The 16951-nt window shown below is 45.1% G+C and carries 14 protein-coding genes; 6 read left to right on the top strand and 8 right to left on the bottom strand.

All coding sequences use genetic code 11. The features are described 5' to 3' along the window. The first annotated feature begins 584 nt into the window (after nucleotides 1–584). The gene (gene cutA / locus RH86_RS02220) at nucleotides 585–905 is read left to right on the top strand and encodes a divalent-cation tolerance protein CutA (protein ID WP_009384710.1); all 321 of its coding nucleotides are present in this window, start codon (nucleotides 585–587) and stop codon (nucleotides 903–905) included. Here the strand turns inward: cutA and RH86_RS02215 are convergent. Next, nucleotides 869–1486 carry a DUF2238 domain-containing protein gene (locus RH86_RS02215; RefSeq protein ID WP_009384708.1) on the bottom strand — a complete coding sequence of 206 codons (618 nt, stop codon included), beginning with the start codon at nucleotides 1484–1486 and terminating at the stop codon, nucleotides 869–871. The genes cutA and RH86_RS02215 overlap by 37 nt on opposite strands. 287 nt (nucleotides 1487–1773) lie before the next feature. On the opposite strand from RH86_RS02215, the gene RH86_RS02210 reads away from it, so the two are divergent. Continuing rightward, nucleotides 1774–2394 (top strand): DNA-J related domain-containing protein, encoded by a 621-nt coding sequence (locus RH86_RS02210; RefSeq protein WP_009384705.1) that lies wholly within the window; start codon nucleotides 1774–1776, stop codon nucleotides 2392–2394. A gap of 82 nt (nucleotides 2395–2476) precedes the next feature. Here RH86_RS02210 and RH86_RS02205 read toward each other — a convergent pair whose 3' ends face one another. The 4 genes from RH86_RS02205 to RH86_RS02190 all read right to left on the bottom strand — a co-directional run bounded on the left by RH86_RS02205 (nucleotide 2477) and on the right by RH86_RS02190 (nucleotide 8263). Then, entirely contained in the window at nucleotides 2477–4132 is a 1656-nt protein-coding gene (locus RH86_RS02205) for an ABC-ATPase domain-containing protein (RefSeq protein WP_009384703.1), read from the bottom strand. 139 nt (nucleotides 4133–4271) lie between these two features. After that, nucleotides 4272–6170, bottom strand: a complete 1899-nt coding sequence (locus tag RH86_RS02200) for an EAL domain-containing protein (protein ID WP_009384701.1) — start codon at nucleotides 6168–6170, stop codon at nucleotides 4272–4274. A gap of 195 nt (nucleotides 6171–6365) precedes the next feature. Further along, nucleotides 6366–7586, bottom strand: a complete 1221-nt coding sequence (fabV, locus tag RH86_RS02195; RefSeq protein ID WP_009384699.1) for an enoyl-ACP reductase FabV — start codon at nucleotides 7584–7586, stop codon at nucleotides 6366–6368. A gap of 74 nt (nucleotides 7587–7660) precedes the next feature. Continuing rightward, complete coding sequence (locus tag RH86_RS02190) at nucleotides 7661–8263, bottom strand: arylesterase (protein WP_009384697.1); 603 nt, start codon at nucleotides 8261–8263, stop codon at nucleotides 7661–7663. Here RH86_RS02190 and RH86_RS02185 point away from each other — a divergent pair. The 3 genes from RH86_RS02185 to RH86_RS02175 all read left to right on the top strand — a co-directional run bounded on the left by RH86_RS02185 (nucleotide 8262) and on the right by RH86_RS02175 (nucleotide 13125). Then, complete coding sequence (locus RH86_RS02185; protein ID WP_009384695.1) at nucleotides 8262–8936, top strand: ABC transporter ATP-binding protein; 675 nt, start codon at nucleotides 8262–8264, stop codon at nucleotides 8934–8936. The genes RH86_RS02190 and RH86_RS02185 overlap by 2 nt on opposite strands. Beyond that, complete coding sequence (locus tag RH86_RS02180; protein WP_009384693.1) at nucleotides 8936–11374, top strand: ABC transporter permease; 2439 nt, start codon at nucleotides 8936–8938, stop codon at nucleotides 11372–11374. The genes RH86_RS02185 and RH86_RS02180 overlap by 1 nt, the downstream gene beginning before the upstream one ends. A 287-nt stretch (nucleotides 11375–11661) precedes the next feature. Further along, nucleotides 11662–13125: an FAD-dependent oxidoreductase gene (locus RH86_RS02175; RefSeq protein ID WP_009384691.1), complete on the top strand. Its 1464-nt coding sequence runs from the start codon at nucleotides 11662–11664 to the stop codon at nucleotides 13123–13125. Nucleotides 13126–13232: 107 nt separating this feature from the next. On the opposite strand, the gene RH86_RS02170 is transcribed toward RH86_RS02175, so the two are convergent. The 3 genes from RH86_RS02170 to RH86_RS02160 are packed head-to-tail and all read right to left on the bottom strand — an operon-like array spanning nucleotide 13233 to nucleotide 15613. Then, nucleotides 13233–14168, bottom strand: a complete 936-nt coding sequence (locus RH86_RS02170; protein ID WP_009384689.1) for a biotin-dependent carboxyltransferase family protein — start codon at nucleotides 14166–14168, stop codon at nucleotides 13233–13235. Beyond that, nucleotides 14161–14871 (bottom strand): 5-oxoprolinase subunit B family protein, encoded by a 711-nt coding sequence (locus RH86_RS02165; RefSeq protein WP_009384688.1) that lies wholly within the window; start codon nucleotides 14869–14871, stop codon nucleotides 14161–14163. Before RH86_RS02165 ends, RH86_RS02170 begins: the two co-directional genes overlap by 8 nt. Beyond that, entirely contained in the window at nucleotides 14861–15613 is a 753-nt protein-coding gene (locus tag RH86_RS02160; protein ID WP_009384687.1) for a 5-oxoprolinase subunit PxpA, read from the bottom strand. Before RH86_RS02160 ends, RH86_RS02165 begins: the two co-directional genes overlap by 11 nt. Before the next feature lie 221 nt (nucleotides 15614–15834). Here RH86_RS02160 and galE point away from each other — a divergent pair, with 221 nt between their 5' ends. Continuing rightward, nucleotides 15835–16851, top strand: a complete 1017-nt coding sequence (galE, locus tag RH86_RS02155) for a UDP-glucose 4-epimerase GalE (RefSeq protein ID WP_009384686.1) — start codon at nucleotides 15835–15837, stop codon at nucleotides 16849–16851. Nucleotides 16852–16951 lie beyond the last annotated feature (100 nt).

Below are 16951 nucleotides of genomic sequence, written 5' to 3'. Positions count from 1 at the left end.
TAATAAACGTAAACGGTACCGGTAGGCTTTTTTTATATTGTTTGAATTTAGTTGAACGAAAGATTAGTTCATCAGCGAGCTGTGGCTGAAGTATATAGGTACGGCACTTATTACATGCAACGTTTCACTGCTAATCACTTGATGGACGTTTTCAAAAAAAGATCCACATTCGGCGCAAAGTAAAGAGCCTGAGCCCGACATTAGGTATTCATCGCTGCCACATAGTGGGCAACATTGGTGATCAATAGTTGAGGCTTTATTTTCTTTCATTTCTTCTCCGGTGCGAAGCGAACAAAATAGGCATTAATCGCCATATTGGCGTTATTTATTATTTAATATTTATTTTTCAGTAGCGTACGGGCTAAACTTCCCGTGTGCAATTTAATTCTAGCCTAGCGGCTCTAAACTAACGTCAATCACGTGTTATTCGTTTTATTTTTGCGAGCCATGTCTTGATAAGGTGCTTGATTATTTTCTTGAAATCATATTTCACGTCAAGAATTAACTTGTGTGAATTTTGTCAGCTTTTTAGCACTGCTGTTGTCGACTAAAAAATAATCCTGCAGAGCTTACGGAGAAATCTTATGCCAGATACCTTTTGTATTGTATTAACCACCACAAATAGTAAAAGCAATAAACAAGCCTTAATTCATGCCGTATTACGGGAGCAATTGGCTGCTTGTATTCAAAGTATGCCAATAGAGAGCCATTATGTTTGGCAAGATGAAGTTTGTATTGATGAGGAATGGTTACTGGTGATGAAAACAACGCAACGTTGTTACCGAGCACTAGAAACTCTGATTGTTGAGGAGCATGATTACGATACTCCTCAAGTGGTTAAATTACCGTTTACGGAAGGGTTTAACCCTTATTTAGCATGGTTAGACGAAAACACGTGCCGTTGAAAACCAAGTAGTGTGAGTGCGCTGATGGCACCCAATGTATCCATCAGCATATCTTTTTGTGCATCCCAAATATCACCCTGTGAGCCTAGAAATGCGATACCTTCCTCACCGCCCGCTACCTCTGCATACCACCATTCGATGATTTCATAGCCAGCAGCCAGTGACATAATGGAAAAGAGGCCGAAGAGGCAGGCAAAAACGGGTTTGATGATATTGCGACGGATAAGGTATTCCGCAATGGGGTAGGCGTAGAAGCCAATCGAATAGTGAGCGACTCGATCAAACTGGTTTCGTTCATCTGAGCCAATGAGTTGATTAAACCAATCAAACGGTACCTCAGCAAAGGTATATTTAGAGCCGATGGTATGCAAACAAATCCAAACAAACATTAAGATATAGGCGGTGTTGGAGAAAACGTAGTGGCGTGCTACCCACCAAATTATACCTAAAACAGCGATCACAGGAATGATCTCAGCAACCCAGACGGCGCGCGAAACAGGCTCGATGCCCGCAAAAATAAACACCGCAATGTAGAGTACGGTTAGTGCCTTTAATGTGATGAGGCTGTGATGTTGAGACATTACTTTGTCCTTAAATTTTCTGAACCTAAAACTTGGTACTGATTAATACTAATCAGCTTTAGTTAAGCATAACCAACAATAAAACAGTGTTCAATTAATTTTTAAACCGAGCAATTTAGACTGAGGGTATGATTGCTTTGGTAAGATTGACTCATTCGTAAAAAGGTTAAGTTGAGGCGTTGCTTCAAACTGTTGTAAAAAATGGCGCAGTGGCAGTTGAATCATAGCTTGGTGCAAGGGTAAGCTACTATAATCAATACTAAATATGTCATTTTTATTAGGACGCTATGAATCAACAATATGGCCTAGCCACACTGTGTGAAATCGAAAATCCGCTGTTGTGGCCGATATTGGAGGTATTGCGTAAGAAGCCGACAGGTTGGAAAGTGCATATATTAGCCGCGCATTTGAGCGAAAAAGAGTTGATGCCCGTCCTCGATTCTCGTCCTGATAAAGATTTATTTAAGCGCAATTTTTTAATCATGAATGCGCTGTACCAACTACAAGAAACTCTCTATCCCGATCGTTGGGTGCAAGTAGAGGCGATGGATATAGCATTACTGCCTAATTGTCATCAAGGTCAGCAATACCATATTGATCCGCAAGACCCTCTGCGAGATTACTATACGCAGTGGAGTAATTACGAAGCTGAGGAAGGTGAAATTAAACGTCTGCTCAATGAATTTTGGACGCGTTATCGTGAATATGTCGGACAGCAAACACAACGAACTGGAACATTAGATCGAGTTAAAGCGTTGCGGCTGTTTGAGCTCAATGAAGGCGCGAGTGATAGTGAAATTCGTAAGAAGTGGCGTAAACTCGCCTTAAAATGGCATCCCGATCGACAAAATGGCAATACTGACCAATTTCGCTTGGTGTGTGAAGCATGGCATGTATTGAGAGTGTGATGATTTATATGCACGAATCTAATAAACAAAGCGCCCTTATTTGGGCGCTTTGTCGTAAGAAGTCGATAAAAATCGGGCTACTTTATTTGGCTGCTTTAAATTGCGCTTTACGCAGTCGGTTTAGCGCCGCCATCACATCCAAAACACGTGGTTTGGCAAGATCGCCCTGTTTTGGCATTGTTTGATGCCAATCACCTGAGATCATTTGCGCAATTTCTTTGGCTGGATTGGTTGTCCAACCCGGTAGTTGAGCAAGTTGGAACCAAAGCCAACCGATCGCATTCACTTCAGAGCTAGATTGAAGTTGCTCAAGGGCTGAGATGTCCGCGAACTCTTTACCAAAACGTAGAGATTCCGTGCCTTTACCTGACACTCGGAACTTACCATCCAGCAAAATCGCTTGCAGAGCCGCACCATTAAGAGCGCGAGGACGGAATGTTTCAAGTGGGCTTTCACTTTCGTTACAACGCTGGGTAGGGTGCTGTGCAATAACTTGTTGCGCTTTTTCGGTTACGTCAACAGGTTGGTAGTCGTGCATTTGAATTACCGTGTCTGCGACATCCAAATAGTCACCAGAGCCACCCATAACGACGATGGTTGAGATATCCAATTCAGAGCGCAATTGGCCAATGCGGTCAACTAAAGGGGTAATTGGCTCAGCGCCCTTGCTAACCAGTGCTTGCATGCGTTCATCACGGATCATGAAGTTAGTTGCTGACGTATCTTCATCAATCAATAAACCACGCGCACCAGATTCAATCGATTCTTGTAACCATGCTGCTTGAGAGGTTGAACCAGAGGCGTCTTGGGTTGAGAAGTCTGCGGTATCTTTACCCATTGGCAAATGGTTGATGTAGTTTGATAGGTTTAAGTTGTGAACACTGCGACCATCTTCGGCGCGAATTTTCATCGCATCAAGGTTGGTAACAATGCGCTCACGGCCATCACCAGGAATATGGTTGTAGATCGAACGCTCAATAGCGGTCAGTAGGGTCGATTTACCGTGGAAACCACCACCTACGATCAATGTAATGCCTTTCGGAATACCAAGACCAGTCACAGGCCCTTGGTTAGGCGTCTCTAACGTCACTTGCAGTGACTTGGGGGCAACAAATTCAACCGCATCTTTCATCGGTAGATCGCAGTTACCGGCAAGACGAGGTAGAACAGAACCATTGCCAATGAAAGCAATCAGGTTATTTTTTTCTAACTGCTCGCGTAAGGCTTCTTGATCTTCTATTACTTGGCAATGACGCTCTAACGCGGCGATATCAATCTCACGAGCAATGGTCGCGCGGCGGACAAATTTAGGTAAATGGAAGGTAAGAATGTTGATTGACTTTTTACCGAGTACTGAACGGCCTTCCGCGGGTAGGTTAACGCGGAAACGTAGCTCGATACCTTCTTCAGTGAATACCACTGCGGTTGAGTCGAGTACAGTTTGGCCATGCAGCGCGATGCTAACGTGAGATTCTTGTTTCGCAAATTCTGAGAAAGTACGAGCAATGAAATCGCGTGCGGCGATTTGATAGGCCGGAGACTTCTCTTTTAGCCAATCTAAGCCGGTTAAAGACCATGGGCGGAAGGCGCGGAAACGTGAAGCAGAAGCAAATGGGTCAGCTTGAACGTGATCAACAAATAGCGTGAAATCGGTTAGGTCGTACTGACCTTTGATTTGGTGATACGCGCGATAGTTCTGTTTTTCGATTTTTTTTAGGGTCGCGATTAGCTGATCCATAAAGAACTCACATTAGGAATGTCGGTAAAGGCGTGGATTATAGGAACCGCTTGGCACAGAGTAAAGCTCAAGCGGTGATTCTTAACATTTTATCGCCATTCGTTTGTCTCGTAGGGCATTTTTCTATGAGATAACGAGTCTAGCTCGCTTGAAAATAGTTTTGACTTAATAAATTGATTTCAAATTCGTCGCATGGCATTGGTTTCCCATAGTAGAAACCTTGGCCGAATTCACAGCCTTCCTCGATGATAAACTCTTCATGTAACCGACTCTCTATTCCCTCAACGGTGACGGAGAGGTTGAGTTTTTTCGCCACCGCAATGATGGAGCGAACGATTTCTTTGTCTTCTTGGCAATTATCCAATTGTTGAATAAAACTTTTATCGACTTTGATGGCATCAAAGGGAAATTTTTTGAGGTAATTGAACGAAGAGTAGCCAGTGCCAAAATCATCCAAAGAGAGCGTGACGCCCAGCTTATGTAACGCCAATAAAGAATTCTTCGCCATCACTTCGTCGGCAATTAAGCTGCTTTCGGTGACTTCTAATTCCAAATATTCCGGTGGCAGTTGATAGGCGATCAATAAATCTTCAATTTGTTCAGCGAAGTGGGGGTTCTTGAGTTGTACAGCAGAAATGTTGACCGCAATTTTAAAATCTTTCACATGGGTTGCCCATTCTGACGCCTTTTGGATCGCTGAACGCAGTACAAATGTGCCCACTTCGAAAATAAGACCATTTTGCTCTGCCATATGGATCAGCGTTTCATTGGATATATCGCCAAGAATTGGATGTCGCCAACGCAACAAAGCTTCGGCTCCAGTCCATTTGTGATTAAGTGGCGATACCTTTGGTTGAAAATAGAGCAATAGGTCTTCACTTCGTACCGCTTGCAATAGGTAACTTTCTAGTTGATTGATGTCGGTTTGCAATGCGGAAATATCATGCGAGTGGAAGCTGTATTTATGGCCAGAATCCTTACAGGAATGCATCGCTCCGGATGCGTATTTCAATAACAGATGTCCAGAAGCTGCGTCGTCAGTAGTACTTATACCGATGTAGCAGTGCAGGTGATGATTCTCGCCATCAACTTCAAATTCTGAGTGGCTGATGGTTAATAACTGTTGGCATAAATCGTTGATGTGTTCACTAAGACGATTGGACTGAACCAACAGGACCAGCTCGGTTGAGGTTGGTCGTGCCGTTTTTACATGAAATTGGTTGAGATCGCCAAGTCGCTCGCGAAACTTAACCAGAATGTTCTCCCACACGCCATACCCATGTTTGGTTTGCAGTAACTTACCGTTAGTAAAACCAATGTGGATTGCAGCTGCTTGAAATTCAGGCTGTTCAGAGTGCGATTTGATCATTTGATCTGCTTCAAACTCAAGCGAATTTCGATTGAGAAATCCAGTGCCTAAATCGTGTTTTTGATGGTACAAGATTTTTTGTTCAGCTGCGCGGCGTTTATCAATTTCCATGTTTAATGAGAAATTGAGGTCAACTAAGTCTTGAGTGCGCGTACTGACGCGAGATTTCAATTCGGCGTTGAGCAGCTTGAGTTTTTCGTTTTGATAAAGAGTCACCAATTGTGATTGAATCGCGTCACGGAAATTTTGTAGCAGATCCTTATAGGTCGTTGTGAGAGATTTTGTTTGCGAATCTAACACGCAGATAGTGCCAAACGGTTTGCCATTCGGCCAGTTAATCGGGAATCCGCAATAGGCGACCATACCCAGTTTGATATCGGGATTGCTATCCCAGATCGGATCAGCAAGCGCATTGGGCACCTCGAGTGCTTGCTGTTGTTCAATGACATACTCACAGTAGAGACCTTGGCCGAGCGTTTCGCTATCACCAATAGCATAAGGATGCTTGGCGTTATTATTGCTCGAAACTACTTCGATGACATCGGGATGAATTCTCATTATTAAGGCAGCTGGTGCTGAAACGATCTCAGCAAGTAAGTTGACAATATTTTGCCAACTTTGAGTCATCTCATCGGGTATGACTAATTTGTTAGTATTAATTTTTGACATATAAAAACAGTCCTTTTTGGCGAAGGCCAAAAGTGTGCACTCCATGCTCATCTTTTAATAATAGACGGAAATTTCCTTTTGTAATCTGTGGGCTACTTTAACAAAAAAGCCCCCAAATTATGTTGGGGGCTATACGGTAATGGCGGTCATCTCAAAAATGAGACGCTCATTGAGCGAACCAAGGTTAAAAATTGGTTATATCAGACTGTCGGCCAGACAATTGTACTTTGAGATAATGTCCTGAATATCGACTTTTTTGTTGTAATCAACATCAGCCAGCCCAAAACCATTGAGCTGCATGAACTCTTGTTTTAGGCCTGCGTAATCACCCAATTGCTGGAAGTTGTTGGCGTTCATCGATTCTACCAACTGATGAACTTGTGCTTGTGTTTCTGGATTGAGCTCAAGATCGTCGATACGAATTAGGCGTTCGCCATCAACGGGCACTTTGTCACAACCATACAGTTTGGTGGTAAACAGTCGTTGCATCTGTTCGATACATCCTTCGTGAGTACCATTTTGTTTCATCACTTTATAGAGGGCGATTAAGTAAGGAGTGAGACCAGGAATGAAAACACTCGCTTTGGTCACGAGCGCTTTACAAACACTGGCATAGGCACCACCACTGAAGTTGGCAAGCTTGAGGTTCAGCGAGTGACTGGTTTGATGTAAGTCCACTTTCGCGCGGCCTAGCGTGCCATCAAGGTAGATAGGATGGGTTAGATCCGAACCGATATAAGAGAATGCGACCGTTTTGCAGCCTTCAGCAATGGATTCAGAGTTAATCAGAGTATCGACCCAAGCTTCCCAATCTTCGCCGCCCATCACTTTAAGTGTGCCATCGATCTCTTGTTCTGTTGCTGGCTCTAATGTCGATTCTAGCCATTGATCGTGCTCAAGCGATACAGATGCACCAGCAACGGCTTGACCGATCGGTTTGATCGCAGAGCGCCACATCTCACCCGTTTGGTAATTGGGACGTAGACCACTGGCGACACTGTAGATAATTAAGTCGACTTCACCCTCAAAATACGTTTCGATAGCTTCGATCACGCTCTCTTTGGTTTGCGTAGAGAAGGCATCGCCATCAATATTAATTGCGATACGACCTTCGTTCTGAGCGTGTTCACGAAAATAGAGATTATTGTAGAAGCCAGCGCTACCGACGCCTTTGTCTGATGGGCCTCGCTCAAAAGAAACACCAATTGTATCCGCTTGAGCTCCCCCGAACGTCAATGCGATACGCGCGGCAAGGCCAAAACCAGAAGATGCCCCAATGATGAGAACACGTTTAGGCCCGTTGGTGATCGGCTTAGCGTGTTTCACGTAATCAATTTGATTTAAGATGGCTTTTTCACAGCCAAGAGGATGCGCACTACGAGCGATGACGCCGGATATTTCTGGTTTAATTATCATTTAGTTCTCCAAAAGCAACAGCTTAAGCGTTTAATTTAGCCTAAAGTGACGCGGAGTTTTTTGCGCTAAGGCAATTAGAGACGGTTTATTAACTGTTCAGAAACAAATTCTGCGATCCAAGGTTGCGCCTCTGCTTTTGGGTGCAAGCCATCGCTCATCATCCATTGCGGGTTGTCGCGTAAAATAGGCTCAAGAAAAAACGGAATAAGTGAGACATTTTGCTGCTGCGCGACATTTGGATACAAATCTGAGAAGGCTTGTGTATAGCGTTTTCCATAATTGGGTAGGATATGGATTTGCATCAAGATAGGCGTGGCTTGTGATGCCTTAATGGCATTGATGATGGAGGTTAGGTTGGTGGCAATAAGATTAGGGGGAAAGCCTCGCAGCCCATCATTTGCACCGAGCTCAATTAGCACATAGTGAGGTTGATATTGAGTGAGTAATTGTGGCAAGCGCGCTAACCCGTTCCCTGTAGTATCACCTGAGATACTGCTGTTAACGATAGTCAGTGATTTGCCTTTATCGGCCATCACATTTGGTAATAAACTAGGCCAAGCTTTTTCAATTGGCATCTGATAGCCTGCACTAAGGCTATCGCCTAATATCAGCAGCGTCGTTGCACTAGCTGGAATGGTCGCGAGTAACGCGAGAACTAAGGAAAGAAGTCGTAGCATGCAAACATCCGTGATAAAAGCTATATCTTTAGGAAAGATAGTTTCCACCAATCAAGAACATTTGACAATCCTTGATGATATTAACCTTGAGATCCAAGCGGGTGAAAGTGTCGCGATTGTCGGCACTTCTGGCGCGGGTAAATCGACACTCATGACATTGTTGGCTGGGCTAGATACGCCGACCGCCGGTGAAGTTGAATTACTTGGCCAACCACTATCAAGCCTAGATGATGAGGCTCGAGCCGGAATTCGTAGCCAATCGATCGGTTTTGTGTTCCAGAGTTTTTTGTTAATCCCGAGTTTATCTGCGCTTGATAATGTCACTTTGCCTTGTTTGCTCAAAGGGGAAGAGCAAGACAAAGCACGGGCCATTTCCTTACTTGAATCGGTTGGGTTGGCGCAGCGCATCCATCATTCCCCTGCACAACTGTCTGGCGGAGAGCAACAACGCGTCGCGCTTGCTCGTGCTTTTATGACTGAGCCGCAGATCCTATTTGCCGATGAGCCGACAGGAAACCTTGATCAACACACGGCGGAAAAAGTGGTGGAGTTGCTGTTTGAGCTTAACCTGCGTCATGGCACGACATTGGTGCTGGTGACTCATGATATGCAGCTCGCCGCCCGCTGTGACCGCATTTTTACGATTCAGGCGGGTAAATTGGAGATTAAGTAATGACAAAGCTTACTCAAGGTCATCTGAATCTTCAGCTCTTTAAGTGGAGCAGTAAAGAGATCCGTCAAGGACAGTTATGGCCAGTGTCGATTGCTTTAACTCTGATTATTGCCGCAATCTTTGCGCTGGCCGCGTTGGCTGAGCGTATGGAACAAGTGGTGGTTAAGCAGGGCAAAGAAGCACTCACCGCGGATACTATTTATAGTTCGTCCAATCCTATTCCGGATAAATTGAAAGCACAGGCCATTACCCTACAGTTAGACTCCTCAGTATTGACGCGCTTTGCCACGATGGCTTTTAGTGAGCAAGAAATGAAGTTAGTGACTGTTAAAGCGGTTGATTCGCGTTATCCGCTGCAAGGCGAGCTCAAGTTAGCAAATGGTGAAAAGAGTGAAAACCGTGTCTTGCGCAATCAATTGTGGCTGGATGAGCGTCTATTTAATCAGCTAAAAGTTCAGCAAGGCGATAGCATCACGCTCGGGGACGCGGATTTTGTTATTACAGGGCGCGTCGTCGAAGAGCCGGGATTGAGCTTTAATCCATTTCAACAAATGCCATCCGCGTATATTCATCAAGATGACCTCGAGAAGACCGGGGCTATACAGCTTGGTAGCCGAGTGCGTTACAACTACTATTTCAACGGCAGCGATGAGCAGATATCCGCGTTGCAGGATAGTATCGAATTAACGCCAAGCGATTCTTGGCGAGATCAGAACAGTGCCAGCAGAACTAATGAAGTGTTTCAACGCACTGAGCAGTATCTTTCTCTGACGGTGGCGATCGTGGTGATCATGGCGGCGACCACATTAGTGTTAACGTGTCAGCATTATGTATCGACTCGTCTAAAAACCATCGCGATGCTAAAAAGTTTGGGTGCGAGTAAACGCTGGATCATTCATTGGTTGACCATCCAAGTGTTGATATTGCTCGCAGTCGCCTCGTTCTTAGGTTGCCTGTTGGGTATTGGTCTTGAATATCTGCTGCGTATTCCTTTGGCGGATTTGTTGCCGAGTCCGTTGCCTTCCTATGGGATTGCGCCTGCACTTATTGCGGTGGCAACGAGTGTGCTCATCGCTATTCCGGCCTTAGGCATTCCGTTGATAAAGCTGATTAATGTCAATGCGGTCAATGTGATGCAATCGTCGCAACAGCGAGTGGGGCGCACACGCTATGCTTTATTGCTGGTGCCCGTGCTACCAATGTTAGTGGTATATCGTGACAACTTACTGGTGTGGTTAGTGCTGGGTGGAATGATGATATTGTTTGTCATCTTAGCGTTGGTCAGCATCTTTATCACCCGCGCGATGGCGAAATTACCACTAAATGCCGAGTTCAAACTGGCGTTGAGTCGGATCAATCGCTCCCTAATGAGCAGTGGCATCCAATTTGGCGCACTGTCGTTATCGCTTATGTTGTTGGCGGTAATGTGGTTGGTTAGAACTGACTTGCTGTCTGATTGGCAGAGAACGTTACCCGATAATGCGCCGAATGCGTTTGCTTTGAATATCGCCCCTTATGAAAAAGAGAGTTATCTTGCGACATTAGATGCTGAGGCGATTGAGCGTTCAGAGGCTTATCCGATTATTCGTGGGCGAGTCGCCACCATAAACCAGCGCGCTGCGATGGAATATTCACAAGGTGGTGAGGGGAGCGATTCCTTACGTCGTGAAATTAACTTTACCTTTGCTGAAGCGATCCCTGCCCACAATGAATTGCTTGAGGGAGATTGGCAGCCAAGCGGTGGTGTGTCGGTTGAAACTGAGGTTGCAACCGATTTAGGGCTTAAATTGGGTGATGAGCTAGGTTTTATTATCAATAGCCAAACCGTGGTGGCAAGAGTGGACTCTATCCGTCAGGTTGAGTGGCGAGATATGAAGCCTAACTTCTACTTTATTTTTACTCCGGACGTGTTGAAGCAAATACCGGCCACCTATTTAGTCAGTTTTCGCGTGGAGCAACAACATGATCAGTTGCTTAATACACTTTCACGCCAGCATCCAACGGTAAGCTTAATGGATATTCGTGTGATGGGCGCCAAGATTCAGCAATTGGTCGGTCAGATAGTGTGGGCAATTACTTTGTTGGCATCGCTGAGTGTTATCGCGGGCGCTTTGTTGATTTTTACCTTATTGCGTTTAAGCCTTGGCCAGCGACAAAATGAAATTCAACTTTATCGCACTCTGGGGGCCAGTAAAAAACGAGTGATTAGGACGATATGGGCTGAATATGGCGTCATGGCGCTGGTCGCGGGCATTATCGCTATCTTGGGGGCGGAGATCATTGTCGCGGCGATCATGAGAATCGGTTTTGATCTTGAAAATCAACTGCATTATTCACTATGGATCTGGCTGCCAGTGTTGGCATTTTGTACACTGGCCGTGGTTGTTAACAGTCTAATAAAACGGCTATTAATCCCTATAAATAAAGACTTTAGCTAACATTGAGTAGGTCAAACTAAGTAGTTACCCACAGAACTTGTGGATAAAGTTAGGGATAACTCTTTGGGCGTGGAAAGCTGCCCATCGTGCTAAGCCAATAAAACCCGCCTTTGGCGGATTTTAATTATTCACACAGGGGGAATTTCGCGAATTTGCAAAAAATGCGTCAAGCTTTTTTTCGAATTTTTTCCCTGAAAATACGTGAAAATTACCTTGCTAAAAATGTGATTTTCATAACGGCATAAAGCCAGTAAAATACCATCAGAAAGAATGAATTACTGATCTAAATGACATTAAATATTGATCAAGATAAACCGACTAAAGTTGCGGTTATCGGTGGTGGTATTGCGGGAGCAACCACTGCATTACACCTTGCAGAACAGGGCATTGAGGTTGATCTCATTGAAAAAAGCTCAAGTTTAATCAGTGGCCCGCCAATCTGTCACTTACACGCTGGTGGAAATTTGTACAGAGAGATCTCGCTGGAGCAGTGTGTTCAGCTACTCAGACAGTCGATCGACTCTGTTCGCCTTTACCCTCATACCCTAAACAAACGCCCGACTTTGATTGTGGTACCCCATAGCGATGGGGGTGACCCAAATGAGCTGTTGCCGCGTTTAGAGCAAATTCGTGCTGTATATCAAGATTTAGTTGAGCAGGATGAGGCAAACCGTGTACTGGGCGAGCCAGAGCAATACTTCAAATTGTATTCTCGTGAAGATTTAGACCAACTCAAGCTGCGCGAGCAACGTGCAGAGCCACAAGATCACGATGAGTGGCTAATTCCATTCGCTCAACAAGCGGACTTAGACGCCATTCATTATCCCGTGGTATCGGTAAACGAATATGGTTGGAGCGTTTTTCGTATTGCCGCGTCTGCAATGCTGGCGCTAGAGCAACTGCCTAATTGTCAGATGAAACTGAACACTCAATTGGTCGACATGACCCCATCGGGTATGCAGTGGTTGTTGACCATGGATGACGGTCAGGTGCGCTATCAGCATCATTATGATTACGTTATTAACGCCTGTGGTTTTGAGACGGGTATTGTTGATGATTTAGCAAATACTCCTCGCCAACGAATGGTCGAATTTAAAGCGGCGTATGTCACGAAGTGGGCGAGCAATCAACAAATGTGGCCTGAAGTGATTTTCCATGGTCCTCGTGGCACGCCAAATGGAATGGCTCAACTGACGCCTTACCCAAGTTCAATTTTCCAGTTACACGGCATGACAAAAGAGGTCACTCTGTTTGAAGATGGCTTAGTGGGGTCTTGTCATCAATCTTCTCAACCGCAACTGCCTGCGCCGCTGGTGAATAAGATCAGTCAAGGTTGGCGTGAATCGGTACGGGTTGAGCGCAGTAATAAAGCGATTGAGCATATGAGTCGTTTTGTACCGAGCTACGCTGATGCAATCGAGTTTGGCTTACCTTTATTTGGAGCGCAACAGATCCCCGGAAATGATGAAACTCTACGTGCTGCCGATGTTTCATTTGCTGGTGAGCATTATGCCCGTATTGAGGTTGTAAAAGGTTCATCGGCACTTGAAGCGGCGTGTAAAATTGTTGAACAATGGCAGTTGGTTGGCCAGTCCAAGGAAGCAATCAATGATGAGCCGAGGAAAATGAGCATTGAAGATCTGCATCCAATCAGCTGTGCGCTAACTGAGTCTCAGGTGGTAGAAAAGGCGCAGTTGCTGGCGCGAGAGCGTGGTTATCCTGCCGAACTTGCTCAAGTATATGGGCATTAGTATTTGAGATACTCAGAGTAAAAAGTCAGCACAAACGGCCTGCATTAGCAGGCCGTTTGGTTATATGTAGGTGTTATCACAACCGAAGGAATTAGTAACCACAGTAATTAATAACCAAAGTAATTGGCCCATTGAACCCAGTCCGATTGCAACTCTTGTAGCTGTCCTTTGACAAAACGCACTTTTTGCCCTGGCTTTGCTTGAGCAAGCCTTGGTAAATCAATGCGCGAAATACAACCTATCTTGGGATAACCACCTACGGTTTGACGATCATTTAATAAAATAATCGGTTCGCCATCGGGCGGTATTTGAATTGCGCCGAGCGCGATCCCCTCACTCAACATTTTCTGCTGAGGTGGGCTAATACAAGCCCCGGTTAAGCGGTAACCCATCCGGTTAATATGGGCGCTGACTTCAAACTCTTGTTGATAAAACTGCTCAATGGCTCGTTTTGAAAAAATGTTACGTTGATAGCCTTCAATGACACGTAATGTGATGGGCAGATCATAGTCAGGGATGAAACGAAAACTGAGCTGGCGCTTTTGAAAAGAACTGTGCGTATTCGGCGCTGAAAAACGCAGTTGATCACCTTCTTGCAGAGCCTTGCCATTGGTGATTCCACCAAGCTGGTCACGTTCAACACTGGCACAACTGCCTAATTGTGAGGTGAGTAAAAATCCTCCTTTGACTGCCAGGTAGCTGCGCAAACCATTTTTGGGTAGGGCGAAACTTAAACATTGCCCCTTAAAGGCGAAAAAGGAACTCCAATTCTCCAATGGTGTATCGTCTAAGCTTGCTTTTAGATCGGCGCCACAAATAGCAAATTCACCATCCTGTTCAATGGTAAATTCAGCTTGGCCGAGCGTGATCTCGATGCAAGGCAAATTGACTGGATTACCAAGTAAGAAGTTCGCCCAGCTGTAAGCATATTCATCAAGAGGGCCGCCTTGGCTAAGCCCCAATTGTGCATAACCAAATCGGCCGAGATCTTGTATAACGCTTAACGCGCCAGGCTTGCGTACTCTTAATCCTTGATTATTCATACCAACCCTCCGAAATAACGCCACCAAGCTCTAAAAAGTGCGCTTTATTGATGGCAACAAACTTGACTTGATCACCAATTGAGAAAGGGGTCATTGGTGACTGATTTGGATCATAGAGAGCGATAGGGCAGTTGCCGATTATGTTCCAACCTGCAGGGGAGTCGCAGGGGTAGACAGCAGTTTTACTGTCAGCTATCGCGACACTGCCTTTTGGTACTTGTAGCCTTGGTGTAGCATGTCTTGCGCACTGAATTTCGGTGACAACGTCACCTAAAAAGGCGAAGCCAGGGGCGAATCCTGTTGCCTGAACGGTATAAATTGTTGAGGTGTGTAAAGCGATGGTTTGTTCGATATCGTTGCCGCTCTGTTCGAATCGCGCGAGATCAGGCCCAACATCAGGATGGTAGTAAACAGGCAATTCAATTAAACGCCGTTCAACCTGATTTGCAGGTTCTGATTGCACCTTCTCGATAATACCGCTTAATTGTTTTTGCAAGGTGATGAGCTGTATTCGATGCGGAAGGTAGTCCACTAAGATGGTTGTGTAAGAAGGTGTGACGTTCATAATACAGTGGCTTAACTGCTGGTAGAATGCTTGAGTCACGCGGCCAATGGTAGCAGAAAGAACGGCACTATCTGGCTGGTTAAAATTGATCAACAGGGAGCATTCAGAGACGGAGCTAAAGGTGAGTTTATCGGTCATCTTCTACTCCCATTGCGTTATTAAGTTGCGTGAGAATATTCACTGCATTTGGGTTGTCACCGTGGACACAAAGAGTATCCGCTTCGATAACGAGTGTCTCGCCATCTAACGTGCGGATCTTACCAAATTCAGTCAATTGCTTTACCTGATCGATCACGGCTTGGCAATCATGCAACACTGCGCCCTGTTGATGACGAGGCGCGAGTGAACCATCGCTGAGGTAGGCTCGGTCAGCAAACGCTTCAAATAATAACGGTACTTCATAACGATCAGCGATATCGAGAAAGGGTTGGCTATTTGGTACAGCCAGCATCATTAATGGCACATTAAAACAGGAAACGGCATCAATGACGGCTTCAAAAATTTCGTCATCTTTGAGCATGTCGTTATATAGAGCACCATGAGGCTTGATGTAGCGAACGTCAGTATTAAAGCTTTCACACATCGCTTTAAGCGCGCCAACTTGGTAGATGATGCTGTAGGTCAGTTCGTCGGCTTGCATGGCGAGTGATCGACGACCAAAGCCAACCATATCGGGATAACTGGGATGAGCACCAATTTTCACATTGTGTTGCACCGCCAATTGTACGGTTTGTGCCATCGTTTTGGGATCTGATGCGTGAAAGCCGCAAGCAATGTTCGCCATATCGATGAGCGGCATAACGGCTTCGTCACTGCCCATCTTCCACTGCCCATAGCTTTCACCCATATCGCAGTTAAGCGTGATCTGCTGCTTACTCATTGTGTTGTCCCTTTTATTGCCATCAAGCGCGAAATAACCATAACCTAAAATATAAACAGAGGTCTGTGATATAAGTAGGAGGACAAATAATTTTGCGGTTCGACGCACGCTATCGAAAATGTATCGCTATGTTTAAACCTCTGGAAATTACTGATTTTAACTTTGAGATTGACTGTGAAAACGACGTATAATTGAGGGACAACGGATAAGAAGGCAAAAGAATGAACGTATTAGTTACAGGCGGTATGGGTTATATTGGCAGCCATACCTGCATTCAAATGCTCGCGGCGGGCATGACACCGATTATTATTGATAACCTTTATAATAGTAAAAAATCGGTACTGAAGAGAATTAAACAAGTTACAGGTACTGAGGTTAAATTTATTCAAGGTGACATTCGTGATAAAGCCTTTATCACGGATGTTCTTAAAAACAATGATATTCAATCGGTCATTCACTTCGCTGGCCTAAAAGCCGTAGGCGAGTCGGTAGAAAAGCCTCTTGAATATTATGATAATAATGTGCACGGTACACTGGTGTTGGTTGATGCAATGCGTGAAGCGGGTGTTTCTAGCCTGATCTTTAGCTCTTCCGCTACCGTGTATGGCGATCCAGCCTCTGTGCCTATTACCGAAGATTTCCCAACCAGTGCGACCAACCCTTATGGCCGTAGTAAGCTGATTGTGGAAGAGTGTCTGACCGACTTCCAACTCGCGAACCCAGATTGGAGTATCACGCTACTGCGCTATTTTAACCCGGTAGGTTCCCATCCTTCTGGTGAACTAGGTGAAGACCCACAAGGCATTCCAAACAACTTAATGCCGTTTATTGCTCAAGTAGCGGTGGGACGTCGTGAACACTTGTCGATATTTGGTAATGACTATCCAACCGTCGATGGTACGGGTGTGCGTGATTACATTCACGTTATGGATCTTGCGGATGGTCACATTGCCGCATTGAATGGCGTGGGCTCCAAATCGGGACTACACACCTATAATTTGGGTGCTGGTAAAGGCTATAGTGTGTTGGAAATGGTTCAAGCATTTGAACAAGCTAGTGGCAACTCGATTGCGTATCAATTTGCGCCACGTCGTGCTGGCGATATTGCTGAGTGTTGGGCTGATTCAAGTAAAGCGGCAAGAGATTTAGGCTGGAAAGCAACGCGAACGGTTGATGAAATGACGCAAGACACATGGCGCTGGCAGTCAAATAACCCACAAGGCTACCCTGACGAGTAAACGTCGCGCAAATCGCGTTTGGATACTGGATTGAGTCGTTATTCTTTCAGTATTCTGAACTGCACTCTAGTAGCTATATAAAAAAACCGAGCGATTAAGC

Source organism: Vibrio sp. N418 (assembly GCF_000222565.1).
GTDB lineage: Bacteria > Pseudomonadota > Gammaproteobacteria > Enterobacterales > Vibrionaceae > Vibrio > Vibrio scophthalmi.
Note: the sequence above shows the minus strand (reverse complement) of the source record. Positions and strands in the feature narration are given on the sequence as shown.